The 24,960-nt window shown below is 67.8% G+C and carries 21 protein-coding genes; 3 read left to right on the forward strand and 18 right to left on the reverse strand.

Annotated elements, in window-relative coordinates; all coding sequences use genetic code 11:
- Nucleotides 1-122: 122 nt before the first annotated feature.
- From AC1RS9_RS10320 to AC1RS9_RS10370, 11 genes are all read right to left on the reverse strand, one after another.
- Complete coding sequence (locus tag AC1RS9_RS10320) at nucleotides 123-1,436, reverse strand: thymidine phosphorylase (RefSeq protein ID WP_144694765.1); 1,314 nt, start codon at nucleotides 1,434-1,436, stop codon at nucleotides 123-125.
- A complete protein-coding gene (locus AC1RS9_RS10325) occupies nucleotides 1,433-2,041 on the reverse strand; it encodes a cytidine deaminase (RefSeq protein ID WP_376783765.1) in 609 nt (202 codons plus the stop codon). The genes AC1RS9_RS10320 and AC1RS9_RS10325 overlap by 4 nt, the downstream gene beginning before the upstream one ends.
- Entirely contained in the window at nucleotides 2,038-3,282 is a 1,245-nt protein-coding gene (locus tag AC1RS9_RS10330; protein WP_144694767.1) for an ABC transporter permease, read from the reverse strand. The genes AC1RS9_RS10325 and AC1RS9_RS10330 overlap by 4 nt, the downstream gene beginning before the upstream one ends.
- Entirely contained in the window at nucleotides 3,279-4,373 is a 1,095-nt protein-coding gene (locus tag AC1RS9_RS10335; RefSeq protein ID WP_038569022.1) for an ABC transporter permease, read from the reverse strand. The genes AC1RS9_RS10330 and AC1RS9_RS10335 overlap by 4 nt, the downstream gene beginning before the upstream one ends.
- Complete coding sequence (locus AC1RS9_RS10340; protein ID WP_115297268.1) at nucleotides 4,370-6,040, reverse strand: ABC transporter ATP-binding protein; 1,671 nt, start codon at nucleotides 6,038-6,040, stop codon at nucleotides 4,370-4,372. Before AC1RS9_RS10340 ends, AC1RS9_RS10335 begins: the two co-directional genes overlap by 4 nt.
- Before the next feature lie 67 nt (nucleotides 6,041-6,107).
- Nucleotides 6,108-7,151, reverse strand: coding sequence for a BMP family lipoprotein (locus AC1RS9_RS10345; protein ID WP_038569024.1), 1,044 nt, complete (start codon nucleotides 7,149-7,151; stop codon nucleotides 6,108-6,110).
- A 285-nt stretch (nucleotides 7,152-7,436) separates the two neighbouring features.
- Entirely contained in the window at nucleotides 7,437-7,853 is a 417-nt protein-coding gene (locus AC1RS9_RS10350; protein WP_115297269.1) for a barstar family protein, read from the reverse strand.
- A complete protein-coding gene (locus tag AC1RS9_RS10355; protein WP_260853047.1) occupies nucleotides 7,850-8,404 on the reverse strand; it encodes a guanyl-specific ribonuclease in 555 nt (184 codons plus the stop codon). The genes AC1RS9_RS10350 and AC1RS9_RS10355 overlap by 4 nt, the downstream gene beginning before the upstream one ends.
- Before the next feature lie 121 nt (nucleotides 8,405-8,525).
- On the reverse strand, nucleotides 8,526-10,124 hold the full coding sequence (locus AC1RS9_RS10360) for an acyl-CoA mutase large subunit family protein (RefSeq protein WP_354945433.1): 1,599 nt from the start codon (nucleotides 10,122-10,124) through the stop codon (nucleotides 8,526-8,528).
- Nucleotides 10,125-10,207: 83 nt separating this feature from the next.
- Nucleotides 10,208-11,320 (reverse strand): quinone-dependent dihydroorotate dehydrogenase, encoded by a 1,113-nt coding sequence (locus tag AC1RS9_RS10365; protein ID WP_144694771.1) that lies wholly within the window; start codon nucleotides 11,318-11,320, stop codon nucleotides 10,208-10,210.
- A gap of 100 nt (nucleotides 11,321-11,420) precedes the next feature.
- Nucleotides 11,421-12,533, reverse strand: coding sequence for a mannose-1-phosphate guanylyltransferase (locus AC1RS9_RS10370; RefSeq protein WP_144694772.1), 1,113 nt, complete (start codon nucleotides 12,531-12,533; stop codon nucleotides 11,421-11,423).
- Nucleotides 12,534-12,668: 135 nt separating this feature from the next.
- Here AC1RS9_RS10370 and AC1RS9_RS10375 point away from each other — a divergent pair, with 135 nt between their 5' ends.
- Nucleotides 12,669-13,811 (forward strand): glycosyltransferase family 4 protein, encoded by a 1,143-nt coding sequence (locus tag AC1RS9_RS10375; RefSeq protein WP_040015139.1) that lies wholly within the window; start codon nucleotides 12,669-12,671, stop codon nucleotides 13,809-13,811.
- Between the two features lie 37 nt (nucleotides 13,812-13,848).
- Here the strand turns inward: AC1RS9_RS10375 and AC1RS9_RS10380 are convergent, their stop codons facing one another.
- The 7 genes from AC1RS9_RS10380 to trpS form a co-directional block, all read right to left on the reverse strand.
- Entirely contained in the window at nucleotides 13,849-14,223 is a 375-nt protein-coding gene (locus AC1RS9_RS10380) for a CatB-related O-acetyltransferase (RefSeq protein ID WP_286697315.1), read from the reverse strand.
- Between the two features lie 259 nt (nucleotides 14,224-14,482).
- The gene (locus AC1RS9_RS10385) at nucleotides 14,483-16,447 is read right to left on the reverse strand and encodes a glycosyltransferase (protein ID WP_165584418.1); all 1,965 of its coding nucleotides are present in this window, start codon (nucleotides 16,445-16,447) and stop codon (nucleotides 14,483-14,485) included.
- A gap of 367 nt (nucleotides 16,448-16,814) precedes the next feature.
- Nucleotides 16,815-17,555, reverse strand: coding sequence for a succinate dehydrogenase/fumarate reductase iron-sulfur subunit (locus AC1RS9_RS10390; RefSeq protein WP_038569034.1), 741 nt, complete (start codon nucleotides 17,553-17,555; stop codon nucleotides 16,815-16,817).
- Entirely contained in the window at nucleotides 17,552-19,486 is a 1,935-nt protein-coding gene (locus AC1RS9_RS10395; protein ID WP_492921450.1) for a fumarate reductase/succinate dehydrogenase flavoprotein subunit, read from the reverse strand. The genes AC1RS9_RS10390 and AC1RS9_RS10395 overlap by 4 nt, the downstream gene beginning before the upstream one ends.
- A gap of 169 nt (nucleotides 19,487-19,655) precedes the next feature.
- Entirely contained in the window at nucleotides 19,656-20,369 is a 714-nt protein-coding gene (locus AC1RS9_RS10400; RefSeq protein WP_492921344.1) for a succinate dehydrogenase cytochrome b subunit, read from the reverse strand.
- Nucleotides 20,370-20,493: 124 nt separating this feature from the next.
- Nucleotides 20,494-21,030 carry a 2'-5' RNA ligase family protein gene (locus AC1RS9_RS10405; protein WP_259878002.1) on the reverse strand — a complete coding sequence of 179 codons (537 nt, stop codon included), beginning with the start codon at nucleotides 21,028-21,030 and terminating at the stop codon, nucleotides 20,494-20,496.
- A gap of 12 nt (nucleotides 21,031-21,042) precedes the next feature.
- Entirely contained in the window at nucleotides 21,043-22,086 is a 1,044-nt protein-coding gene (trpS, locus tag AC1RS9_RS10410; protein WP_286697651.1) for a tryptophan--tRNA ligase, read from the reverse strand.
- A 245-nt stretch (nucleotides 22,087-22,331) separates the two neighbouring features.
- On the opposite strand from trpS, the gene AC1RS9_RS10415 reads away from it, so the two are divergent.
- Both AC1RS9_RS10415 and AC1RS9_RS10420 read left to right on the forward strand, forming a co-directional pair.
- Nucleotides 22,332-23,135, forward strand: coding sequence for a DeoR/GlpR family DNA-binding transcription regulator (locus AC1RS9_RS10415; RefSeq protein WP_492921347.1), 804 nt, complete (start codon nucleotides 22,332-22,334; stop codon nucleotides 23,133-23,135).
- Nucleotides 23,136-23,280: 145 nt separating this feature from the next.
- Complete coding sequence (locus AC1RS9_RS10420) at nucleotides 23,281-24,957, forward strand: tyrosine-protein kinase domain-containing protein (RefSeq protein WP_492921349.1); 1,677 nt, start codon at nucleotides 23,281-23,283, stop codon at nucleotides 24,955-24,957.
- Nucleotides 24,958-24,960 lie beyond the last annotated feature (3 nt).

Below are 24,960 nucleotides of genomic sequence, written 5' to 3' on the forward strand. Positions count from 1 at the left end.
GCTACCGAGGCCGGCGCCCCATCGCCGCCACAACACCCGAAATCACCCAACTCAACCCCACGTGACTCCAATCAGGTGGGCAGGAATCGCGGATGTGGACGAAAATTGCAGGTGGGGCGGGGTCAGGCGATGCGGTCGATGACGATGTCACGCGGCGTGGATGACCCGGCGTCGGCGCTGATGTCGTAGCTGCCGTCGAGGGCGGCCACGGCGCGCTCGAAACGCTCCGGCGTGTCGGTGTGCAGCGTCATGAGCGGCGTGCCGGCGCTGACGGTGTCGCCGGGCTTGGCGTGCAGTTCGATGCCCGCGCCGGCCTGCACCGGGTCCTCCTTGCGCGCACGGCCCGCGCCGAGTCGCCACGCCGAGACGCCGACGGCGAGTGCGTCGAGGCGCGTCAGCACGCCGTCGCTCGGTGCGGTGATGACGTGCGACTCCTTCGCCACGGGCAGTTCGGCGTCGGGGTCGCCGCCCTGCGCGGCGACCATGCGGCGCCACGCGTCCATCGCACGCCCGTCGCGCAGCGCTGCGCGCACGGCCGCTTCGTCCTGGGGCCGACCGGCGCCGGCGAGCATCTCGACGGCGAGTGCCACCGTGAGGTCGACGACGTCCTTCGGGCCGCCCCCGGCGAGCACCTCGACCGATTCGCGCACCTCGAGAGCGTTGCCGGCCGTCAGCCCGAGCGGCGTCGACATGTCGGTCAGCAGCGCGACCGTGTCGACGCCGGCGTCGTTGCCGAGGTCGACCATCGTGCGCGCCAGTTCGCGGGCGTCGTCCTGCGTCTTCATGAACGCACCCGAGCCGACCTTGACGTCGAGCACGAGCGCGCCCGTGCCCTCGGCGATCTTCTTGCTCATGATCGAGCTGGCGATGAGCGGGATGGCCTCGACGGTGCCCGTCACGTCACGCAGCGCGTACAGCTTCTTGTCGGCGGGTGCCAGCCCGTCACCGGCGGCGCAGATGACGGCGCCGACCTCGTCGAGCTGACGCATCATCTCGGCGTTCGTCAGCCCTGCACGCCACCCGGCGATGGCCTCCATCTTGTCGAGCGTGCCGCCGGTGTGACCGAGCCCGCGGCCCGACAGCTGCGGCACGGCGACGTCGAACACCGCGACGAGCGGCGCGAGCGGCAGCGTGATCTTGTCGCCCACTCCCCCGGTCGAGTGCTTGTCGGCCGTGGGCACGCGCAGGGACGAGAAGTCCATCCGCTCACCGCTCGCGATCATCGCTGCGGTCCAGCATGCGATCTCGTCCCGCGTCATGCCGTTGAGCAGGATCGCCATGGCCATCGCCGACATCTGCTCGTCCGCGACGGCGCCGCGTGTGTAGGCGTCGATGATCCAGTCGATCTCGTCGCGGCTCAACGTGCCGCGGTCGCGCTTCGTGCGGATGAGGTCGACGGCGTCGAACGCCTCGTGGGTGGAGGCAGCGGAGGTCATGATTCGCCTTTCAGCTGGGCGGCGGAGGTGGCGACGGCGTCGAGGTTGGTGACGCCGAACGCGTGCGGAAGGAGCTCGACGAACGGCAGCGGGTCGCGCCCGTCCATGTCGATGAGCAGGCCAGGTGAATCGACGGACGGCGCCACGGCGTGCTCGGCGAGCACCTGTCGGCAGCGTCCACACGGCGTGATCGGGGTGCCGTTGCCGTCGACGCACGACAGCGCGACGAGCCGCTCGCGCGCCGCAGTCGCATCGACGACCGGGCCCGCCCCGCCGTCAGACAGGCCGGCGTCGGAACAGTCTGCGCCGGCCATCGCGTTGTCAGCCACACCAGCGTTCACACCCCCGCCGAGACCGTCTCGGTCAGACGTGTTCAACAGTGACGACACAAGCCCGCACTCGGCGCACAGCGCGACGCCATAGGCGGCGTTCTCGACGTTGCAGCCGGTGAGCACGCGACCCGAGGTCGTGAGCGCGGCGACGCCGACCGGGAACCGGCTGTAGGGCACGTAGGCGCGCCGCGACGCGGCGATGGCCTCGGAGCGCAGGTGCGCCCAGTCGGGTGTCTGCGCAGCCGAGGCCGTCACGCGTGAGTGCTCGCTCACCCGGCTTCACCCTTGCGGTAGACGTCACCGTCGGCCGCCGGCATGCGAAGGTGCTGGCTGGCGAACGCCATGACGAGCAGGGTGACGACGTATGGCGCCGTGCTCGTGAGGTTCGGGTCGATCGTGTTCGAACCGAAGTACCAGCTCAGCACGAGCACCGCCGTCACCGCCAGGATCACCGCCGGCAGCACGCGACGACGCACCGCCATCCAGATCGCGCCGACGATGACGCCCGCGCCGACGAGCAGCAGCAGCGCATGCACCTGGTCGCCGCCGCGCAGCTGCAGCGCCTGCGTGTAGCCGAACAGCAGCGCGCCGAGGGCGGTGCCGAGCGGCATCCAGTTGCCGAAGATCATCGCGGCGAGACCGATGTACCCGCGCCCGCCGGTCTGGCCCTGCTGGAAGCCGTCGGAGGCGACCATCGCGAGGAAGCCGCCGCCGAGGCCGGCGAGGGCGCCGGAGACGAGCACCGCGATCGTCTTGTAGAGGTAGACGTTGACGCCGAGCGTCTCGGCGGCCTGCGGCGCCTCACCGCAGCTGCGCAGACGCAGACCGAACGGCGTGCGCCACAGCACGTACGCTGTCGCCGCGATGAGCAGGACGGTGATGAGCGTCAGCCACGACACGTTCGTCAACAGGCCGCCGAGGATGCCGGCGAGGTCGGAGACGAGGAACCAATGCTTGCCCTCGAGATCCGACAGCGCTGACGAACCGGGCACGGTGAACGTGCCGATGTCCGGCAGGCTGGGGCTCTGCGTCGCACCGCCGCCGGGCAGGCTCGAGAAGAAGCGTTCGGCGAGGAACTTCGTCAGGCCCGCGCCGAGCAGGTTGATCGCGACACCGGAGACGATCTGGTCGACGCCGAAGAACACCGTCGCGATGGCGTGCAGCACGCCGAACAGCATGCCGCCGGCGATCGCTGCGATGACGCCCGCCCACGCGCCCCAGTGGTAGGCCGCGTATGCCGCCGACCAGGAGCCCATGATCATCATGCCCTCGAGCCCGATGTTGACGACGCCCGCGCGCTCGGACCACAGACCACCGAGGCCCGCCAGCGCGAGCGGGACGGCGGCGACGACGGCCGCGGAGATCGCGTTGGCCGAGTCAATGTCGTTGACGCCCGTCGCGACACGCAGCACGGACAGCGCGACGAGGATGCCGAGCAGGCCGAGCGGCAGCAGGGCCTTGCGACCGAGACGGCGGGTGATCCCTGCCGTGGGTCGGGTTGCGACGGTGCTCATGCGCTCGCTCCTGCGGTGTTTCCGGCGGCCAGTTCCGCGGCGACGTGGCGCTGTTCGATGCTCTTGTCCCAGCGGCGCACGAGTTCGTACGCGATGACGACGGCGAGCACCATGACGCCCTGGATGATGTTGACGAGGGAGGCGTTGACGCCGGCGTTGATCTGCAGCGCGTCGGACTGGCCGTTGAGGTAGGCCCACAGCAGCGCACCGAACGCGATGCCGATCGGGTTGTTGCGTCCGATGAGTGCGACGGCGATGCCCGCGAAGCCGAGACCGCTCTGGCTGTTGGAGCCGTAGTTGTAGTCCTGGCCGAACAGCTGCGGCATGCCGACGAGACCGGCGACGGCGCCCGACATCAGCATCGCGGAGATCGTCATGCGCTTGACGTTGACACCGCTCGCGACGGCCGCGGATTCCGACGTGCCCGTCGCGCGCAGGTCGAAGCCGAAGCGCGTGCGGTTGATGACGAACCAGTAGACCAGGCCGACGATGACGGCGAGGATGCCGAGGCCGTAGATCGGCCCACCGGACAGGTTCGCGAGCGCCGGCACGTGCGAGCTGTCGGGGATGCTCTTCGTCACCGTGGCGTTCGATCCGGGCGTGCGATCGGCGACCTTGTTGAGCAGCCACGCGACAACACCCGTCGCGATCGAGTTGAGCATGATCGAGCTGATGACCTCGGACACGCCGCGCGTCACCTTGAGCACGGCGATGATCCCGGCCCAGACCGCGCCGACGAGCATCGCGAGCAGCAGCGCGAAGATGACGTTGAGGAAGCCCGGGAGCCAGCCCTGCGCCGCGAAGAGCGCGGCGGCGAACGCGGCGACGCGGTACTGGCCGTCGACGCCGATGTTGAACAGGTTCATCCGGAAGCCGATGGCGACGGCGACGCCCGACAGGTACAGCACGGCGGTGTCGTTGATGATCGCCTCGGTGACGCCCGGCATCGGCGAGGACAGGAACACCTGCCACACCGGCCCGACGGAGTTTCCGAGCGCGAGCAGGACGATCGACGTCAGCACCACGGCGATGGCGATGGCGAGCAGCGGCGCGGCGAGCGCGACGCCGACGCGGCGGAGGGTGGAGTTCATCGGACGGTGTCCTCGCTCGTGCCGGCGGCGGTGGCGCCGGTCGTGTTCTCGGTCTTCGAGGTCGTGGGAATGCGTGCGCTCGAGTCGCTCGCGTCCGAACCGGCACCCGTCATCGCGGCGCCGAGCTGTTCGGCGGTCACGTGATGGGGGTCGAACTCGCCCGACAGCCGCCCTCGCAGGATGACTCGGATCGTGTCGGACAGGCCGATCAGTTCGTCGAGGTCGGCGGAGATGAGCAGCACGGCAAGACCTTCGCGGCGTGCGTCCTTGATGTGATCCCAGATCGCGGCCTGCGCGCCGACGTCGACACCGCGCGTCGGGTGCGCGGCGACGAGGACGCGCGGTGCGTGCGACATCTCGCGCCCGAAGATGAGCTTCTGCTGGTTGCCGCCCGACAGCGACCCGGCGGTCACGTCGATGCTCGGCGTGCGCACGTCGTACTCGCTGACGATGCGCTGCGTGTCCTCCTTCGCCGCGCCGGGCGTGAGGCGCCAGCCCTTGCTCGCGGGGGCCTGTCGCTGGTGGCCGAGCATGCGGTTCTCCCACAGCGGCGAACCGAGCAGCAGCGCGTGACGGTGACGGTCCTCGGGGATGTAGCCGACCCCGCTGTCGCGGATCTGCTTCGTCGGCCAGGTCGTGACGTCGTCGTCGCCGATGACGACGTGGCCGCTGTCGGCACGGCGCATGCCGAGGATCGTCTCGACGAGTTCGGCCTGGCCGTTGCCCTCGACACCGGCGATGCCGACGACCTCGCCGGCGCGGATGACGAGGTCGATGTTCGACAGCAGCGCCGGGCCGCCGGCGCGGTCGGCGAGCGTCAGCCCGTCGAGGCGCATGACGACGCGGTCGGTGACGGTCGATTCCTGCGTCTCGGGGGTGGGCAGCTGCGAGCCGACCATGAGTTCGGCGAGCTGCTTGCTCGTCACCGACGCGCTCTTGACGCGGTCGATCGTCGTGCCGCGGCGGATGACGGTGATGTCGTCGGCGACGCCGCGCACCTCGTCGAGCTTGTGCGAGATGAACAGCACCGTGAGGCCTTCGGCCTTCATCTCGGCGAGGTTCGCGAACAGTTCGTCGACCTCCTGCGGCACGAGCACGGCCGTCGGCTCGTCGAGGATGAGGATCTTCGCCCCGCGGTAGAGCACCTTGAGGATCTCGACGCGCTGACGGGCGCCGACGCCGAGGTCGGCGACGAGCACGTCGGGGTGGACGCCGAGCCCGTAGGCCCGCGAGATGCGCGTGATCTCCGCGCGCGCCTTCGCCCCGATGCCGTGCAGCTTCTCGGCGCCGAGGACGACGTTCTCGAGGACGGTGAGGTTGTCCGCGAGCATGAAGTGCTGGAACACCATGCCGACGCCGGCCTTGATCGCGTCCTTCGGCGACGAGAACGAGACCTCGTCACCGTTGATGCGGATCGTGCCCTCGTCGGGCTTCTGCACGCCGTAGAGGATCTTCATGAGCGTCGACTTGCCGGCACCGTTCTCCCCCACGATGGCGTGGATCGTGCCGCGCTCGACCTGCAGGTACAGGTCGGAGTTCGCGACGACGCCGGGGAATCGCTTCGTGATGCCTTGCAGGTCGACGGCGAGGGGCCCCTGCGGGGGCGCGCTGACGTCGGGCGCCGCGGCCGACGTCGTCGTGGGATCGGTGGTGTCGATGACGCACACTCCTGCTCGAACCGTGAAGGCCCGGCAAGCAGAACACCCGCTTGCCGGACCTTCACCGGGTGGCGACTCAGTTGGACGGAGTCGTGGGAACCGTGATCTTGCCGTCGACGACCTGCTTCTTCAGGTCATCGACGGTCTTGAGCGTGTCGGCGGACAGGTGGTTGCCCGTCGTGGAGAGCGAGACGCCGTCCTCCTTGAGGCCGTAGACCTTGTTGCCGCCCTTGAACGAGTCGTCCTTGACCGAGTTGACGAAGTCCTCGACCGTGCCCGCGCAGCGCTTCGTCGCGGACGTCAGGACGGAGCCGGCGACGGACTTGTCAGCCGTCAGGGCCTGGTCGGAGTCGACGCCGATGGCCCACTTGCCCTTGGAGTGCGCCGAGGAGATGACGCCGTCGCCCGACTTGCCGGCCGCGGCGAAGACGATGTCGGCGCCGGACTGGAACATGGCGTCGGCAGCGGCCTTGCCGCCGGGGGTGTCGTTGAAGCCCTTGCCGTCGGAGGCGAGGTACTTCGAGTCGACCTTGATGTTCGGGTTGACCTTCTTCGCGCCCGCGATGTAGCCGGCCTCGAACTTCTGGATGAGCGGCACCTTGAGCGCGCCGACGAAGCCGATGTGGCCCGTCTTGCTCGTCTTGGCGGCCGCGGCACCGGCGAGGTAGGAGGACTCGTTCTCCTTGAAGGTGATCTGCTCGACGTTCGAGCCGGCCGACGCGGGCGTCGCGTCGTCGATGATCGCGAACTTGACGTTCGGGAACTTCTTGGCGACCTGGCCGACGGCGTTCGCGTAGACGAAGCCGACGGCGACGATCGCCTTGTTGCCCGAGGAGGCGAGCTGCGTGAGGCGGTTGACACGCGCCTGGTCGTTGTCCGACTCGGAGGCCTCGGCCGTCGTGATCGACAGGTTCGAGATCTTCTTCTTCGCGTCCTCGAGGCCCTGGTAGGAGGCGTCGTTGAAGGAATGGTCACCACGGCCACCCACGTCGAAGGCGATGGCGGCCTTGAACTGGTCGGTGCCCCCGGAGGACGAACCGGAGGACTTGTCGTTCGAACCACAGGCGGCGAGACCGGCCGTCATGGCGACGGCGGCAGCGATGGAAACAACCCGCTTCACGGGGACTCCTTGGGTCTATCGGAACGAAGGCCGCATCGTGCGTCAGCACCCGGGGCGGGCGAGCGACGTCCAGGCACGCGATGCGTGCTCACGACAGGCTTCGTCTTGGCAGAGGTGGCGCACGTCACGCCACCGGACCGGTTCAGCCTACCGGGGTCGCGCACCGGGTTGAAGCGACAACGATCCGAGGTGACCGAACCGTTATTGGGCGCCACCGCGACTCGATGAGATACAGCACACGCTCCGCCTCCGGCGGTGGGTTCTCACCGGGGCCCGCCGCGCCGCTCAGCGCGGCAACGGCGGGTCGGCGACGACGACGAGCGGGCTCGTGCGGCCCGCGCCGTCATGATCTTCGACGAGGTCGTCGACGATGTCGACGAGCGGGTCGCTCAGGCCCGCGGGTAGCGCGCCGAGGCCCTTGAGCCGCAGGACCATGCCGTCCTCGCGCGCGACGACGTCGCCGAGGCATTCCTCGAGGGCGTCCCAGTTTCCGCCGAAATAAGCGGGCAGCTCGAGCTGGCGCGCGAGAGTGCGCATGAGGTCGGGCTTGTCCGCCACCCCGGCGAGGCGCACCTCGACGAAGCCCCACCCCGCGTCCTTGCACAGCGAGCGCAACTCGTCGGACGTCGGGCCTGTCAGCCCCCGCGGCACCCAGCCGCCCTGGCCCGCCTCGATCAGCCCACGCACCGTCGCAGCCGTCATCTCTGCACCCTCCGGAAGCTCTCGTAGTGGTCGCCCGTGTAATAGATGGTGCCGTCCTTGCCTTGGATCAACCTGCGAGCGCCGCGGTCGGATTCTCCCGGCGTCTCGACGGTGTACTCGTGGTACCAGCCGCGCGGATGCTTGGGCAGGCGGCCCTCACGGTTGGCGAAGACGATGCCGTCACGCGAGTACGGGAACGGCCCCCCTGCGTCGATGAGCTTCAGCGTTGCCCGCGCCTGCGCGGGCAGCTGCGCGACGGGCACCACATCGGCGGCGTCGCCGTCACCCGATGTGGGGGCACTCGACGATGCCCGGCCCGCCCCACCCGACTTCGCACCGCCCGACCTCTCACCGGACGACGACGGGCCGTCCGAGTAGGTCACGGGCGAGAACTTCGACGACGGAGAGCTGCTCGAGCCGCCTCCTCCCCCGCGCCCGGTGAGGACAGCGAGTAGCGCGATGACGGCGAGGACGGCGAGCGCGATCGTCGCGATCTTGCGCCCGATCCCCATGCCGGCCAGGGGTGACTTGCGGGAGCTCAGGGCCACCACGTCCTTCTCGTTCGGGGGCCCGAGCCCGGGCCGGAGGTATCGACGATTTCTCGAGCGTGCTCATTGTCGCCCGGCCGCGCACTGCCGCCGCTCGTTCACCTCGGCCGGCCCGAGCGATGCCTCAGAACGCGTCGCGCGGCGTGTACTTGCCCCACACCGCGCGCAGGGCGTCGCTCACCTCACCGCCGGTGGCGCCGACGGCGTGGGCCTCTCGCATGGGCCACAGCACGTTGTCGGTTCCGGAGGCGGCGGCCTGCAGCTTCTCCAGGGCGGCGTCGACGGCGCCCTGGTCGCGGTCGGCGCGCAGCTTCGCGAGGCGTTCGCACTGCTCGGCCTCGATCGCGGGGTCGACGCGCAGCGGTTCGTACGGCTCTTCCTCGTCGAGCGTGTACTTGTTCACGCCGACGACGACCCGCTCCCCCGAGTCGATCTGCAGCGCGACGTCGTAGGCGCTCTTCTCGATCTCGTTCTTCTGGAAGCCCTCTTCGATGGCGCGCACCGCCCCGCCCTTGTCCTCGACGGCCTGGATGAGCGTCATCGCCTCCTCTTCGAGGTCGTCCGTCATCGACTCGACGACGTAGGAACCCGCGAACGGGTCGACGGTCTTCGTCACGTCCGTCTCGAACGCGAGGATCTGCTGGGTGCGCAGCGCGAGGCGGGCGGCCTTGGCCGTCGGCAGCGCGATGGCCTCGTCGTAGCTGTTCGTGTGCAGGCTCTGCGTGCCACCGAGGACGGCGCCGAGGCCCTGAAGCGCGACGCGCACGAGGTTGACCTCGGGCTGCTGGGCCGTCAGCTGTACGCCGGCGGTCTGGGTGTGGAAGCGCAGCATCTGCGACTTCGGGTTCTTCGCGCCGAACTCGTCCCGCATGATGCGCGCCCACAGACGGCGAGCGGCACGGAACTTCGCCACCTCCTCGAGCAGCGTCGTGCGCGCGACGAAGAAGAACGACAGTCGCGGCGCGAAGTCGTCGACGTCGAGGCCCGCGGCGAGCGCCGCCCGCACGTACTCCTTGGCGTTGGCGAGGGTGAAGGCGATCTCCTGCGCGGGCGTCGCCCCGGCCTCGGCCATGTGGTAGCCGGAGATGGAGATCGTGTTCCAGCGGGGTATCTCGGTGTGGCAGTACTCGAAGATGTTCGAGATGAGGCGCAGCGACTCGGCGGGCGGGTAGATGTACGTGCCGCGGGCGATGTACTCCTTGAGGACGTCGTTCTGGATCGTGCCCGTCAGCTTCGAACCCGGGATGCCCTGGCGCTCGGCAGCGAGCTGGTACATGAGCAGCAGGCTCGAGGCGGGCGCGTTGATCGTCATCGACGTCGAGACCTCGTCGAGCGGCAGCCCGTCGAACAGGACGAGCATGTCGTCGAGGGAGTCGATGGCGACGCCGACCTTGCCGACCTCACCGTGCGCGAGAGCCGCGTCGGAGTCGTAGCCCATCTGCGTCGGCAGGTCGAACGCGACGGACAACCCGCCCGTGCCGTTGGCGACGAGCTCGTGGTAGCGCTGGTTGCTCTCACGCGCCGTGCCGAACCCGGCGTACTGGCGCATCGTCCACGGGCGCCCCGTGTACATCGACGGGTACACGCCGCGCGTGAACGGGTACGAACCCGGCTCCCCCAGCCGCGTCGCGGGATCGAAGCCCGCCAGGTCGTTGGCCGAGTACACCGGCTTGAGCCCGAGGCCCGACTCGGTCGTCTGCTTGCGGTCGTCTGCGCCACTCATGAGGGCACTGTAACCCGCGTCACGTCCGAAAGGGCGGGCGGGTCACCCAGGTCACGTGCCCCGTCCGCCGGCGCAGGACGCTCTCAGGCGTGACGCGCTCGCAGCGCCGCGTTGAGATCGCGCACGAGCGCCGGGCCGCGGTAGATGAAACCGGAGTACACCTGGACGAGGTCCGCACCCGCATCGACGAGTGCGAGGCCGTCGTCGGCGGTCATGACGCCGCCGACGCCGATGATCGGCAGCTGGGTGCGCACCGACAGGAACGCGACGACGGCGCGCGCCCGGCGGGTCAACGGGGCACCCGAGAGCCCGCCTGCCTCGGCGGCCAGCGGCTGATCGGCGCGCGCGATGCCGTCGCGCGTCAGCGTGGTGTTCGTCGCGATGAGACCGGCCACCCCGGCACCGTGGGCGACGTCGAGGACGTCCTCGAGCGCGTCCTCGGTGAGATCGGGCGCGATCTTGACGAACACCGGCGTTGGGCGCGCGCCGCGCTGTTGCGCCAGGTGCGCCTCGCGCGTCGTGATGGCCTGCAGCAGTTCGAGCAGCGGGGCCTTGTCCTGCAGCGAACGCAGCCCGGGCGTGTTGGGGCTGGAGACGTTGACGGCGAAGTAGTCGGCGAGACCGGAGAGGCGTCCGAGCGACGTGAGGTAGTCGCCGACTGCCTCCTCGACGGCCGTCGTCTTCGTCTTGCCGAGGCTGACGCCGATGGGGATCTTGAGCGTGCCGGTCGCGCGCGCGGCGCTCAGGGTGTCGGCGAGCGCCTCGGAGCCGGCGTTGTTGAACCCCATCCGGTTGATGATGCCCTCGCTCGCCTTGAGGCGGAACAGCCGCGGCGTCGGATTGCCGGGCTGGGGGTGCGCCGTGACGGTGCCGACCTCGACGTACCCGAAGCCGAGCGCCTGCCAGGACGTGACGGCGACGCCGTCCTTGTCGACGCCCGCGGCGAGGCCGACGCGGCCGGGAAACCGTATTCCCGCCAGCGTCACGGGGCTCGATGGGGCGCCCAGGGCCGCGCCGAGGGCGTCGACGGCGAGGCCGTTGCCGGGCAGGGCGCCGAGCTGCGCCATCGCCGTGATCGTCGCGTGGTGCGCCGCTTCGGCGTCTCCCCCGCCGATGCGGAACAGCGCGGGGCGCAGCGCCTTCTCGTACCCGTGGGTGAGCGCGGCGCGCCGGACGGCGTCGAGATCGAAGTTCATGCGGTCATTGTCGCCGATGCGAGCCCGCCCACCGCGCGGGGGTTCGGATGCGCGAACCCAACCGAGGCGCACGCACGCGACAGCCTTCTGTCCGAGATCCTCAGGTGAGGTCTTCGCGACCGCTCAGTTTGAGCTGCTCGACGATCTTCTTGACGTCCTGGGCACGCTCACGCGTCGTGACGAGCACCGCGTCGACGGTGTCGACGACGACGACGCCCTCGATACCCATGGCGACGACGGTGCGCCCCGAGCGCGGCGCGACGACGCCCGTCGCGTCCTGCATGACGACGAGTTCGCTCTCCCCGAGCACCTTGACGCCCGGCGCGTCGGCCGATTCGACGAGCAGCGACGCGAGCGAGGCGAAGTCACCGACGTCGTCCCAGGTGAACGAGCCGGGTACCGTCGCGACGCGCCCGTCGACCGCCGCCGGTTCGGCGATGGCGTTGTCGATGGCGATCTTCGTCAGGCGCGGCCACAGCTCCGAGAGGCGGAACGGGTTGTCAGCGATGATGCGCAGGTACTCGGCCAGGCGCGGCTGGTAGTGCTCGATCATCTCCATGAGCGTCGCGGCGCGCACGACGAACATGCCGGCGTTCCAGGCGTATTCGCCGGTCGCGACGTAGGCCTGCGCCGTCGGGCCGTCGGGCTTCTCGACGAAGGCCTTGACGATCGTCGCGTCCGGCGCACCGTTGATGCCGAGGTTGTTGCCGGCGCGGATGTAGCCGAAGCCGGTCGATGGGTACGTCGGGCGGATGGCGACGGTGACGAGGTAGCCCTCGCGCGCGACTTCGACGGCCTGACGCACGGTGTCCTCGAACACCGACGTGTCGCCGACGACCTGGTCGGCTGCGAACGAGCCGAGGACTGCGTCGGGATCCCGCTTCTCGAGGATCGCGGCGGCGAGGCCGATGGCGGGCATCGACTCGCGCGGGCTGGGTTCGACGAGCAGGTCGTTCGGGCCGAGCTCGGGCAGCTGCTCACGCACGGCCTCGGCGTGCGAGGCGCCCGTGACGATGAGGAGGTTGGAGCCGCACAGCGGCTGCAGCCGGTCGACCGTCCCCTGCAGCAGCGAGCGCCCCGACCCGGTGAGATCGTGCAGGAACTTCGGCGAGTTCGCGCGCGACAGCGGCCACAACCGTGTTCCCGATCCACCCGCGGGAATCACACCCCAGAAGCCCTCGATCGGGCTCGACTCCACGTCTGACATGACCATTACCGTAGTTCACCCGGGCAGGCGTGGCGGGTCGAGGCGTGCATTCGCGTGGGGCCACGTGCTGTTCACCTGACGCTCAGCGTGACGCCATCGCGCGGGTGCGCACGCGTCACCGTCGCGGGGTGTGCTGAGCACGTGCGAATTGCGATCGTCACCGAATCGTTCCTGCCGACGCTCAACGGCGTCACCACGAGCGTGTGCCGGGTGCTCGACTGTCTCGCGGCTGCCGGAGGGCACGACGTTCTCGTCATCTGTCCCTCCCCCGCCCCGACGCAGTACCTCGGCTTCCGTGTGACGACGGTGCCGACCGTCACTCTTCGCGCGTTCCGTGTCGGGCTGCCGACCCGGAGACTCGAACAGATCCTGCGCGATTTCGCTCCGGACGTCGTTCATGCCGCCTCACCCTTCGGCCTCGGCGCGCGAGGGTTGGCTGCCGCGCGCAACCTCGGTATCCCGACGGTTGCCATCTACCAGACCGACATGCCCAGTTACGTCGCGCAGCACGGTGGGCCCGTCGGCCCCCTTGCACATCGCGCGTCGTGGACCTGGGTGCGTCACCTTCACTCCCTCGCCGACTTGACGCTCGCTCCGAGCAGCGCGGCGATCACCGAGCTCGCCGCGCACGGCGTGCCGCGTGTCGCGCTGTGGGGGCGCGGCGTCGACACCGCCACCTACTCGCCCGAGCTGCGCCGCTCGCCGCAGGTCGCGCAGCTGCGCTCACGCCTCGCGCCGAACGGCGAGGTGATTGTCGGGTACGTCGGGCGTCTCGCGCCGGAGAAGGAATTGCACCGCCTCGCCGAGATCGCCGACCTGCCGGGCATCAGCATCGCGCTGGTCGGTGAGGGCCCTTCTCGGGATGAGATCGCCGCACTGCTGCCGCGCGCGCACTTCCTCGGCCGTCAGGAGGGCGCGACACTCGCCCACAGCTACGCGAGCTTCGACATCTTCTGCCACACGGGCACGAAGGAGACCTTCGGACAGACGCTGCAAGAGGCGATGGCGTCGCGGTTGCCCGTCGTCGCGCCCGCAGCCGGGGGCCCGCTCGACATCGTCAAGCCGGGCGTCACCGGTCTGCTGTTCAACCCGGACGCGTCCGGCTCGCTGCGGCAGAGCATCGGGACGCTCGTGAGCGACGAGGCGATGCGCGAGCGCATGGGCGCCTCGGGCGCGCGCAAGATGGCCGGCCGCTCCTGGAACGGCATGACGCAGCGTCTGCTCGACTACTACGCGAGCGTCATCGCCGGGTCCCGGGCCCGCTCGGTCTCCCGCGCGGCGTAACAGCCGAGCCAGACAGCCGTCTTGCAGAAGAAGGACCCTACGAGCCCGAATCGACACCTTCGATACGGGCCGATATGTCAGCATTCTGCAGGAAAGGTGCTGCGGCGAACACCTCCGCCTCATCCCACTCCCACCAAGCGATGTCGCGTAGACGCGCTAACGTCCGATCGTCGAAGCGCTTACGTACCACCCGCGCTCGCGAACCAGCCACGATGGTATAGGGCTCGATGTCCCTCGTCACGACGGATCGAGCACCAACGACCGCACCGTGGCCGATGGTCACACCCGACATGATCAACGCCTCGAAACCCACCCAGACATCACTGCCGACCTCGACGTTCCCACGGCTCAACGGATGGCCATGGATTCCTGAGAATCTCGCGTCAAGGGTGTTGAACGGGTATGTGATCACCCAGTCCGGGCGGTGACCACCACCTACCCAATAGACAGAACCTTCTCCCAGCGAACATTAGTCGCCGATCGTGAGCGTGTGCTGCTCCGCGTCATGGAAAACCCGAATCTTGCCGTAGGCATGGGCCCTATCGCGTACTCAGGATGCTCCCGGGCGGTATTCCCCAAGACCTGCACAGCACGCAGACTGCGATAACGCTGGCGCAGTTTGGTTCCGGGACCTGTCTGCAGAGCAAGACGCCTGATGGACGAGACCATCTTCAGCTACCCCCTCGTCGTACAAGCATGCTCACGCCTTTACGGCTTCTGACGAGCGCGCTCAGCAACGGCGGACCGTGGACGGACGCCCCCGCAGGCTTCTTGACATGGGTCCCGCGGATACGATCGAACAACGCGTCGACGTACTCCACAGCGTAGTACGGCGTCCCGCCCCAGAACCGCACGCGCGCCGCGTGCGACCGTACGAGATCCGTTGCGAAGATGAGCCATGAGGCGTCCGGTCTCGCATGCATCTCCACGTCGAACCAACGAGACAGCGTCGCGGCTGGCACCCTTACCCCCCGGACGGCATTTGCAACGTTCGTCCCGTGGATGTATTGGAGCCACATCGGGCGGCCACCGGTGATGACTTCCCGTATCGGGCCATGCCGGCGCACCAGGCCATGATTGAAGTGTGCGTGGCTGAGCACGACGCGCGGCGGTTCGGACCCGCGCCGTTCGATGAGGCTCATGAATGGGCCCGACGGTTCGTCGTAGGAGTACACCCGGCCCTTGTCATCGAGTTGTAAACCGCGCGGGAAGGTGACGAACAGCAGGTCCTGGCGGGCAAACTCTTCCTGCACGCTTCGGATGAAGCCGCGAGAGAGTGCGTCGTCACTATCCACCCGCGTCGTGATGAGGTATTCACGAGTACTCAGCTTCTCCACATCGCGCACGACGCGGTCCCAGTAGACGTCATGTGTCCAGATGGGAACGAAGAGCCCAGCGGCAAGTTCATCCACGGCGGCACGGAACCCCGATGAACACCGCTCATCGAAATACACGAGCCACGTGAAGGGCGCGGCCCCGCTTTGGCTGCGCATGCTGGGGCACAGGAGCTTGCGGAAGATCGCCAACCGGTACCAGCACCACTCCTGTGATGCGGGTTCGGCGTCAGGGGCGAACACCGCGGAGAATTGCGTGATGACGATGTGGTCGAAACTTTCGCTGGTTTTGGGCTGGCAGGGAGGCTCGACGACGGACGAGCGAGCCGCTCGGGGCCGAACGCGCTCATACAAGTGACCTGCCGAAGTGACGACCGCCCGAGCACCCCGGTCCTTGGAGACACCACTACCACCGCGAACAGCTAACCACCCGGTACGAAGATTCGTGCGCGTCTCTTTGCAAAGATAGCGTCGGTTCCTGCGATCACCGTAGACGTCCGCGTGCTTCTGCCAGACGACCATCTCAGTCCGGGCCGAACTGAACACCTTGCGTATACGGTTCATCGTGCCGACAGTCTGTCTGGCTTGAATTCTCATCGACGGCCACCCGACAATTGCATGACCTTTTTTTCTGAGACGCAGCGCGAGTTCGGAGTCATCCATTCCGTACCCTGCTAGATCTTCGTCGAATCCGCCTGCAGCCTCGAGCGTCGCGCGGCGCACAGCGAAGTTGCAGGACTCGACGATGGGCATGTCCGTGTACACGCTCGGATTCATGACGCGGGGGGGAGCATCAACAGGCGTCATGTCGTGGATGAGGCCCATGAGAGCTTCGTGCTGACGCAAGCCGTCCTCCGCCGCCGCCAACCAGCCCGGTTCGACGATGTCGTCCTGATCGCAGTACACGAGGTGGTCAGCTCGCGCCGATGCAGCCGCAAGGTTGCGCACGTACGGAATGTTGCCTGGCTTCGCACCACCGTCGATCATGCGCACCGGCGCAGGGAGGGTTCGCGCCAGCTCGCTCACGACGTCCCAGGTGCCATCAGTCGAACCGTTGTCCACCACCACGTACTCCCAAGGGAAATCGGCATCCTGTCGCGCGAGGGAGGCCATCAGCGTGGGCAGGTAGCGGGCTCCGTTGTAAGTGATGGTGAGAACACTGATGGAGGGTCGCGCCGCTGGAGAAGACGTCACCCGCAGAGCATAACCGTGCAGCTCACGGGCCGTTCGGCAACGGGTGAAGCTCGGCTCGGTCGGCGTGTGTCCCATGACGCTCGCCAGCCGCCGGGAAGCCAGCCCCACGAAAGTCTGCACCTTCCCCGAGGGGCTGGAGAAATCGGAGATTGCCTCACGCAATACGGGTCCGCCGACGGGCTGCAGTAAGCCGATCGACGCCGGGAGGCGGGCGCCGGGGATTGGCGTGGGGTCGATTGTGGTTCTGGTCCAGATTGAGGAGGGACGAGCTCGATCTCGCCGGGCATGATCGTCACGTTGACTCAGCCGATGCCCATGATGCCCCCAGGCGCACATGGACTGGTGCACGAATCCCGTGGACGCCTCAGGCGATTGCGGCAGATTCCTCAGGCTGAGGCACTGGTTTCACGCAGGAGGGCCCCGCTCCGCGCCCAGCACGAAGTGGGGCCCTCCTCGGGCATCTAGATGGCGATCGTCAGTGACGCGACCTGGCTGTCCGGAAGTCGGCGTTCAGCTGGCTGATGACGTCGAGCGGGATCTCCTTCGGGCAGGCCGCGGCGCATTCACCGATGTTGGTGCAACCGCCGAAACCTTCGTGGTCATGCGTGTTGACCATGGACACGACGCGGGCGTCGCGCTCCGGCTGGCCCTGCGGCAGCTCACCGAGGTGCGTGATCTTCGCGCCCAGGAAGAGCATGCCGGAGGCGTTCGGGCACGCGGCCACGCACGCGCCGCAGCCGATGCACTTCGCCGTCTCGAACGCGCGGTCTGCCTGAGGCTTCGGCACGAGCTGGCTGTGAGCCTCCGGTGCAGCACCCGTGTTGACGGAGATGTAACCGCCGGACTGGATGATGCGGTCGAACGCGCTGCGGTCGACGACGAGGTCACGCACGACCGGGAACGCGTCGGCGCGCCACGGCTCGACGGTGATCTCGTCCCCGTCCGTGAACGAGCGCATGTGCAACTGGCACGTCGTCGTGACCTCGGGGCCATGTGCCATGCCCGAGATCATGAGCCCGCACATGCCACAGATGCCCTCGCGGCAGTCGGAGTCGAACGCGATCGGCTCGATACCGTCAGCCTGGAGCTGCTCGTTGAGCACGTCGAGCATCTCGAGGAACGACATGTCCTCACTGATGTCCTTGACCGGGTAGGTCTCGAAACGCCCAGCGGCGGCCGCGTTGTCCTGACGCCAGATCTTGAGTGTGAGATTCACTTGTAACTCCGCTGCTTCAGTTCGATGAACTTGTAGACGAGGTCCTCCTTGTGCAGGACCGGCGTGTTGGCGGCATCCTCGGACGCGAGCCCGTCCTCGCCGTACTCCCAGGCAGCGACGTACGCGAACTCGTCGTCGTGACGCAGCGCCTCACCGTCCTCGGTCTGGCTCTCGGCGCGGAAGTGACCACCACACGATTCGCGGCGGTGCAGCGCGTCGATGCACATGAGCTCGCCCAGCTCGATGAAGTCGGCCACACGACCGGCCTTCTCGAGCGACTGGTTGAGGGTGTCGGCAGCGCCGAGCACCTTGACGTTGCTCCAGAACTCCTTCTTGAGCTCGCGGATGAGACCGATGGCCTTCGTCAGGCCGGCCTCTGAGCGCTCCATGCCGCAGTACTCCCACATGATGCGGCCGAGCTCCTTGTGGAAGCTGTCGACCGTGCGGGTGCCGTTGATGGAGAGGAACTTGTTGATGCGCTCCTCGACCGAGCGACGCGCCTCGACGACGGCCGGGTCGTTCTCGTCGACCTTCTCGAACGGACCCTCGGCGAGGTAGTTGCGGATCGTGTTCGGCAGGACGAAGTAGCCGTCCGCGAGGCACTGCATGAGCGAGCTGGCGCCCAGACGGTTCGCACCGTGGTCCGAGAAGTTCGCCTCGCCCGTGCAGTACAGACCGGTGATGGAGGTCTCGAGGTCGTAGTCGACCCACAGGCCACCCATCGTGTAGTGCACAGCCGGGTAGATGCGCATCGGCGTCTTGTACGGGTCCTCACCGGTGATGCGGGCGTACATGTCGAACAGGTTGCCGTACTTCTCCTTGACGGCCGCCTCACCCATGCGCTCCATGGCGGCGGTGAAGTCGAGGTAGACACCGCGACGCATCTGGCGCTTGTTGCCGTGCTCGTCGACCTCGTCGACGAGCGGGCCGACGCCGCGGCCCTCGTCACACATGTTCTTCGCCTGACGCGACGCGATGTCACGCGGCACGAGGTTTCCGAACGCCGGGTAGATGCGCTCGAGGTAGTAGTCGCGCGCCTCCTCGGGGATGTCGCGCGGGTCCTTGTCGCAGTCGGCTGCGTTCTTCGGCACCCAGATGCGGCCGTCGTTGCGCAGCGACTCCGACATCAGCGTCAGCTTCGACTGGTGGTCCCCGGAGACGGGGATGCAGGTCGGGTGGATCTGCGTGTAGCACGGGTTGCCGAAGTAGGCACCCTTCTTGTGCGCACGCCACGTCGCGGTGACGTTGCAGCCCATCGCGTTCGTCGACAGGAAGAACACGTTGCCGTAGCCACCCGTCGCGAGGACGACGACGTCGGCGAGGTGAGTGTCGATCGCGCCGGTGACCATGTCACGCGTGATGATGCCGCGCGCACGACCGTCCTTGATGATCACCTCGAGCATCTCGTGGCGCTTGTACTCCTTGACGGTGCCCTTCGCGACCTGACGCTCCATGGCCTGGAAGGCGCCGATGAGCAGCTGCTGGCCCGTCTGACCCGCCGCGTAGAACGTACGCGCGACCTGCACACCACCGAACGAACGGTTGTCGAGGTAGCCGCCGTACTCACGCGCGAACGGAACACCCTGGGCGACGCACTGGTCGATGATGTTCGTGCTGACCTCGGCGAGGCGGTAGACGTTGGTCTCGCGGCTGCGGTAGTCGCCGCCCTTGACCGTGTCGTAGAAGAGGCGGTACGTGGAGTCACCGTCGTCGTTGTAGTTCTTCGCGGCGTTGATACCGCCCTGCGCGGCGATCGAGTGCGCGCGACGGGCCGAGTCCTGGTAGAAGAACGTCTTGACGTTGTACCCGGCCTCACCCATCGTCGCGGCGGCCGAGGCGCCGGCGAGACCGGTGCCGACGATGATGACCTCGAGCTTGCGACGGTTCGAGGGGTTGACGAGCTTGTCGTCGAACTTGTGCTGCGTCCACATCTGCGCGATGTCGACGTCGGGAGCCTTGGTGTCCTTGATCGGCGCGCCCTCGGTGAAGAAGGCGTGGGCGTCGTTGCGCCCGCCCTTCTCCTGGGTCGCGGTCGGCGTGTCGCCGGAGCCGCTCTGCGCCGTTTCACCCATGGGAGTACTCATGGTGTCTTGTCTCCTGTCAGATGAGGTGGAAGAGGACGGCGAGCGGCGGGATGAGGAAGCCGACGACGACGACGGCGGCCGTCAGGTGCGCCACGAGCTTGGCCTTCTTGCGTGCCGCCGGCGAACCGGTCCACCCGAGGGTCTGCGCCGCGCTCCAGATGCCGTGCATGAGGTGCATGCCGAGGGCGATCATCGCCGCGATGTAGATGAGGGCGACCCACCACAGGCGGAAGCTGTCGTGGACGAGCCAGTACGGGTTGTTCGTGTCGTCACCGTTGAAGTTCACCTTGGGCAGGGTGAACTGGATGAGGTGGAAGATGACGAACAGGAGCAGGAACAGCCCGCCCCAACGCATCGCCTTGTCGGCGTGCCCACCGAAGCCGAGCTGCGTCTTCTTCACGGCATAGCGCTGCGTGCGCGCCGTGCCTGCGCGCTGCCAGAGCTTGACCGCCGAGTAGACGTGCGCGATCAGCGCGAGGACGAGGAGAACCTCGATGATGTCGAGAAGCCCACGATGCGGGAGCATGGGCTCGCCGATCGTGCGCAGGTGATGGGCGTACGTGTTGAACGTCTCTTCGCCCCACAGGAGCTTGAGGTTTCCGTACATATGCCCAAGAACGAAGAGCACAAAGAAGAGTCCTGAGCCCGCCATCAGCGTCTTCAGGAAGAGGGTGCTCCCAGCCTTGCCAGTCCGCTTCGCGGGGAGAGTATTCGTTGCCACGCAGGGCACTTTACGCCGTCCGGGCGACGCCTCGGAGGCCGGGTGTTCCCAACGTGCGCAAATCGTGACATATCACACAGACCTTAGGAGGACCTAACCACCGGCTGCGAGATGCCTCACGCTCGAGGCGCGTTCAGGACACTCCGGCGCCCGAGCCGCGGCCCTGCAGCGTGAACGACTCGACGGGCGACCACACGCCGTCATCCTCCTGGAAGTAGAGGTGGAACTCGCTCACCGTGAACGCCGCCTCGTAGTGCTTGTTCACCTCGAACGCATGCGTCAAGGCGCCGTCGTCGACGTGGTGGGCGATCGTCACGTGAGGGTGGTAGCGGAACTCGAGGTCGCGGCCGATGGGTCCGCTGCGCACCGCCGATTCGAGCTGCTCGCACGAGTCGACGCCCTGCGCGAGCTGCACGAAGACGACCGGGGAGGTGGGCCGGAACGTGCCGGTGCCGCGCAGGATCATGTCGAAGGGGGCGAAGTCGCGCGCCACGTCGCGCAGGTGAGCGGTGAACTCGGGGATCAAGCCCTCCGCCACCTCCGTCGGCGGCATGAGCGTGACGTGCGGCGGCACCGCGTCAGCCTGCGGATCGCCCGCGGCGCGACGCATCTCGCGCAGCTGCGAGAAGTACGGCTCGGGGACGGCGATGCTGACGCCGACGGTGCGCACGATGCGTCCTGCTCAGCGCGTCGCCGGCACCAGGCCGACGGCGTCGTAGGCGCGGGCGAGCGTCGGCGCGGCGATCTCGCGCGCGCGGGCCGCACCGTCGGCGAGGATGCGATCGAGTTCGCCCCGATCGGCCATGAACTCGAGGTAGCGCTCGCGGAAGGGGCCCTGGACGGAGGCGACCACCTCGGCCACCTCCGTCTTGAGCGCGCCGTACCGGTTCTCGCCGGCGAAGCGTTCGACGAGGGTCTCGATCGACTCGCCGGAGATCGCCGCGTGGATGCGCAGCAGGTTCGCGATGCCCGGCTTGTTCTCGACGTCGAACGCGACGAGGTTGTCGAGGTCGGTGACGGCCGACTTGATCTTCTTCGTGTTCTTCTTCGTCTCGTCGAGCATGTTGATCGAGGCGTTCGCGTTCTCGTCCGACTTGCTCATCTTCTTCGTCGGATCCTGCAGCGACATCACCTTCGCAGTGCCCTCCGGGATGTACGGCTCGGGCACGACGAACGTCTCGCCGAAACGGGAGTTGAAGCGCTGCGCGAGGTTGCGGGTCAGCTCGAGGTGCTGACGCTGGTCCTCCCCCACCGGCACGTACTGCGCGTCATAGAGCAGGATGTCCGCGGCCATGAGGATCGGGTAGGTGAACAGCCCGACGCTCGTGTTGTCGTTGCCGCGTTTGCCGGCCTTGTCCTTGAACTGCGTCATGCGCCCCGCCTCGCCGAACCCGGTGATGCAGTTGAGGATCCAGGCCAGCTCGGCGTGCTCGCGCACATGGCTCTGCACGAAGACGGCCGAGCGCTGCGGATCGACACCACCGGCGAGGTATTGCGCCGCCGTCGCGTACGAACGTTCCCGCAGCTGCGCCGGGTCCGGATTCACCGTCAGCGCGTGCAGGTCGACGACGCAGAAGAAGGGGGTGAAACCTTCCTGCATCCTCACCCAGTTGATCTGCGCACCGAGATAGTTGCCGAGATGCAGCGAGTCGGATGTCGGCTGCATTCCGGACAGGATGTGCGGGCGGGTCTGGCCCGCCACGAGGGGTGAGGTGTTGTCGGACATGTGCCCCATTCTGACACCGCCGGCGCGTCCGCGCGCGTTCGGATCGTCGACGTACCCTCCACCGCGGCGGCTCGAGGGGTGACGCCGGCCGGCTGCGGCGCGGGCTCACGCCCGCCTGAGGGGCGGGCATCGACGCACAGGTTCGCACTTGCGTCTATGTTGGTTTCTGTTGAATCGACCGAACGCTCCGAGCCGCGGTCGAGCACGAGCGGGGCGCGCTGCGCCCCGGACCATCGGGAGGGTGGATGCTCGCACGACAGCGTCAGGAAGCGATCCTGCGCGGCATCGAGGACGACGGCGGGGTGCGCGTCAGCGACCTCGTCGAACGTCTCGGAGTCTCCGACATGACGATTCGTCGCGACATCGAGTTCCTCGCCGGCAAGGGGCTCGTCCTCAAGGTGCACGGTGGCGCGACGGCCGTCGGCGACCATCCGATCGACGAACCGGGTTTCTCGGTCAAGTCGACGATGAACCCCGTGCAGAAGTCCGAGATCGCACGCACGGCCGCCAGCCTCATCGGCCACGGCCAGACCATCGCCGTGAGCGCCGGCACGACCGCGTACGCGGTCGCCGTAGAGTTGCGGCCGGTCAAGCGACTCACCGTCGTGACCAACTCCCCCCGCGTCGCAGAACTGCTCTACGACCCGGTGCGTGAGGATCAGAACATCGTGCTGACCGGCGGCGTCCGCACGCCGTCCGATGCCCTCGCCGGACCGGTCGCGAACCGCATGCTGGCCGACGTCCACGTCGACACGCTCATCCTCGGGATCCACGGCATCGACCTCGACGCGGGCCTCACGACGCCGAACCTGCTCGAGGCCGAGACGAACCGTCTTCTCATCGCTGCCGCTCGCAAGGTCATCGTCGTCGCCGACCACACGAAGTGGGGCGTCGTCGGGTTGTCGACCATCGCGCCGCTCGAACGCGTCGATGTGCTCGTCACCGACGCTCAGCTCGACGTCGAGGCGCGCCGACTCGTGAAGGACAAGGTCGGCCAGCTCATCGTGGCCAAGCGTGATGACACCCCAGGCGATCAGGCCGACGGATGACCCCCACCCCTCGAGCGCAGACGTGAGACACGCAACCGGGCCTCGAAGCACCCGCATTCAGACGGCCGTCCTAGACTGATCCCGACCCTTCTCACCAGTGATACGTCGCCACGGGGGCACAACGTGGGCGACGACAGGAGCACCCGTGACCATTCTGGACCTGGTTCGTATCATTCGGACGAACCTCAAACTGCTGCTGCTCAGCATGTTGCTCGGCATCGTCGTAGCCGCTGGCTACACCCTGACCAGGCCAGTCGAGTATCAGGCCACCTCGACGGCCCAGATCATGGCCGGCGCCTCCAATGATGCGAGTGCCGCCATGGTCAACCAGCAACTGGCCAACCAGCGTTCCGGTGCGTACGCCCAGCTGGCCTCAGGATCGGGTGTCGCCGACCGCGTCGTCGCCCTGTCCAAGGGGGCCCTCTCGCCTGGTGACTTCGTGCTCGCAGGCGCTGGATCTGAGGGCACCTCGAATCTGTCGCTGACCGCATCCTCGAGTTCAGCCGCCAAGGCGCAGCAAGCAGCCAACCTGGCACCCGCGGCTCTCTCGCAGGAGATCAAGCACATCGAGACCCTCAATGGCGCCAAGTCGACGGTGTACGACGCTTATCCCCTCTCACGAGCGAGCCTGCCGGCGTCGCAGACGTCACCCAAGTGGCCCGTCAACCTTCTCATCGGCGCCTTTCTGGGCCTGGTCGCGGGGACGGTCCTGGTCGTGCTGCGCAAGCAGCTCGACTCGCGCATTCGTCACACCAGCGACCTGGAGAAGGTCACCGGCGTGGGCACCCTGGGAGTCATTCCGAAGGCCAAGAACCTGCAGACCAAGAGTCGGGGAGGCCTGGGGGCGCTCGGCAGCACGTCTGAGGCCTTCCGAATGCTGCGGACGAATCTGCGGTATGTCTCGGCCGAGCAGCCACCCCGATCCCTCGTGATCACCTCGGCCGTCCAGAGCGAGGGAAAGTCCACGGTCGCGTCCAACCTGGCGCGCGTGCTGGCTGCCGCCGGCCAGCACGTCGTCCTCGTGGACACCGACCTCCGCCGCCCCGTGATCCACGAGACATTCGACGTGGACAACGCCGTGGGTCTCACGGAGGTGTTGACGGGCCAGGCCTCGCTACGTCAGGCGATCCAGCCCGGCGACCACAAGAACTTGTCGATCATCACGTCCGGACGCATCCCGCCGAACCCCTCAGAACTTCTGGGCTCGCGCCGGATGAGTGCCGTCATTGATGCCCTGGAGGAGGAGTACTTCGTGGTGCTCGACGCGCCACCACTGCTCCCGGTCACGGACGCCGGTCTGCTGTCGGTGGCGGCCAGCGGTGCGGCCGTCGTCTACCACCACGGCACCACGCACAAGGAGCAGATCGCTCTGTGCACCAAGATCCTGGATCAGGTGGGAGCCCACTACTTCGGCTCGATCCTGAACATGACCCCGCCGCGATCCATGGGTTCCACGGTCTACGGCTACGGCGCCGGCAACTACGCCACAGCCGGTTATGGATACGGCTACGGGTACGGATACGGACACACGGACGAGTCGGACGAGGCGTCCGCACTGACCCCGGCGCACGAGCTCGCCGACATCACTCTTCACGCACCCGAATCGACGCCCGCAGCGGGCCCCCAGGTGGACCGAGGCAACGCCGGGGTCCCTCTCGACACGACGAGGCACGACCCGATGCGGGGAGAGTCGTCGCAGGCGCCGAGCGCCTCTGCGAACGTTGAGCGCGCCCCCCGCCAGGCCACACCTGCGACGTCAGACTCCGACGGTGCGCCTCCGAGCCGCCGTGCTCGTCGGTTCCGCGCGAACGACGACGCCTGAGCC

Source organism: Dermacoccus sp. MPR-E5, from assembly GCF_058809565.1.

Bases quoted from the DNA above. Each gene is read 5' to 3' on its own strand.
- AC1RS9_RS10320 (WP_144694765.1), bottom strand. From the start codon at position 1,436: ATGACCTCCGCTGCCTCCACCCACGAGGCGTTCGACGCCGTCGACCTC.
- AC1RS9_RS10330 (WP_144694767.1), bottom strand. From the start codon at position 3,282: ATGAGCACCGTCGCAACCCGACCCACGGCAGGGATCACCCGCCGTCTC.
- AC1RS9_RS10335 (WP_038569022.1), bottom strand. From the start codon at position 4,373: ATGAACTCCACCCTCCGCCGCGTCGGCGTCGCGCTCGCCGCGCCGCTG.
- AC1RS9_RS10350 (WP_115297269.1), bottom strand. From the start codon at position 7,853: ATGACGGCTGCGACGGTGCGTGGGCTGATCGAGGCGGGCCAGGGCGGC.
- AC1RS9_RS10360 (WP_354945433.1), bottom strand. From the start codon at position 10,124: ATGAGTGGCGCAGACGACCGCAAGCAGACGACCGAGTCGGGCCTCGGG.
- AC1RS9_RS10365 (WP_144694771.1), bottom strand. From the start codon at position 11,320: ATGAACTTCGATCTCGACGCCGTCCGGCGCGCCGCGCTCACCCACGGG.
- AC1RS9_RS10370 (WP_144694772.1), bottom strand. From the start codon at position 12,533: ATGGTCATGTCAGACGTGGAGTCGAGCCCGATCGAGGGCTTCTGGGGT.
- AC1RS9_RS10395 (WP_492921450.1), bottom strand. From the start codon at position 19,486: ATGTGGACGCAGCACAAGTTCGACGACAAGCTCGTCAACCCCTCGAAC.
- trpS (WP_286697651.1), bottom strand. From the start codon at position 22,086: ATGTCCGACAACACCTCACCCCTCGTGGCGGGCCAGACCCGCCCGCAC.
- AC1RS9_RS10415 (WP_492921347.1), top strand. From the start codon at position 22,332: ATGCTCGCACGACAGCGTCAGGAAGCGATCCTGCGCGGCATCGAGGAC.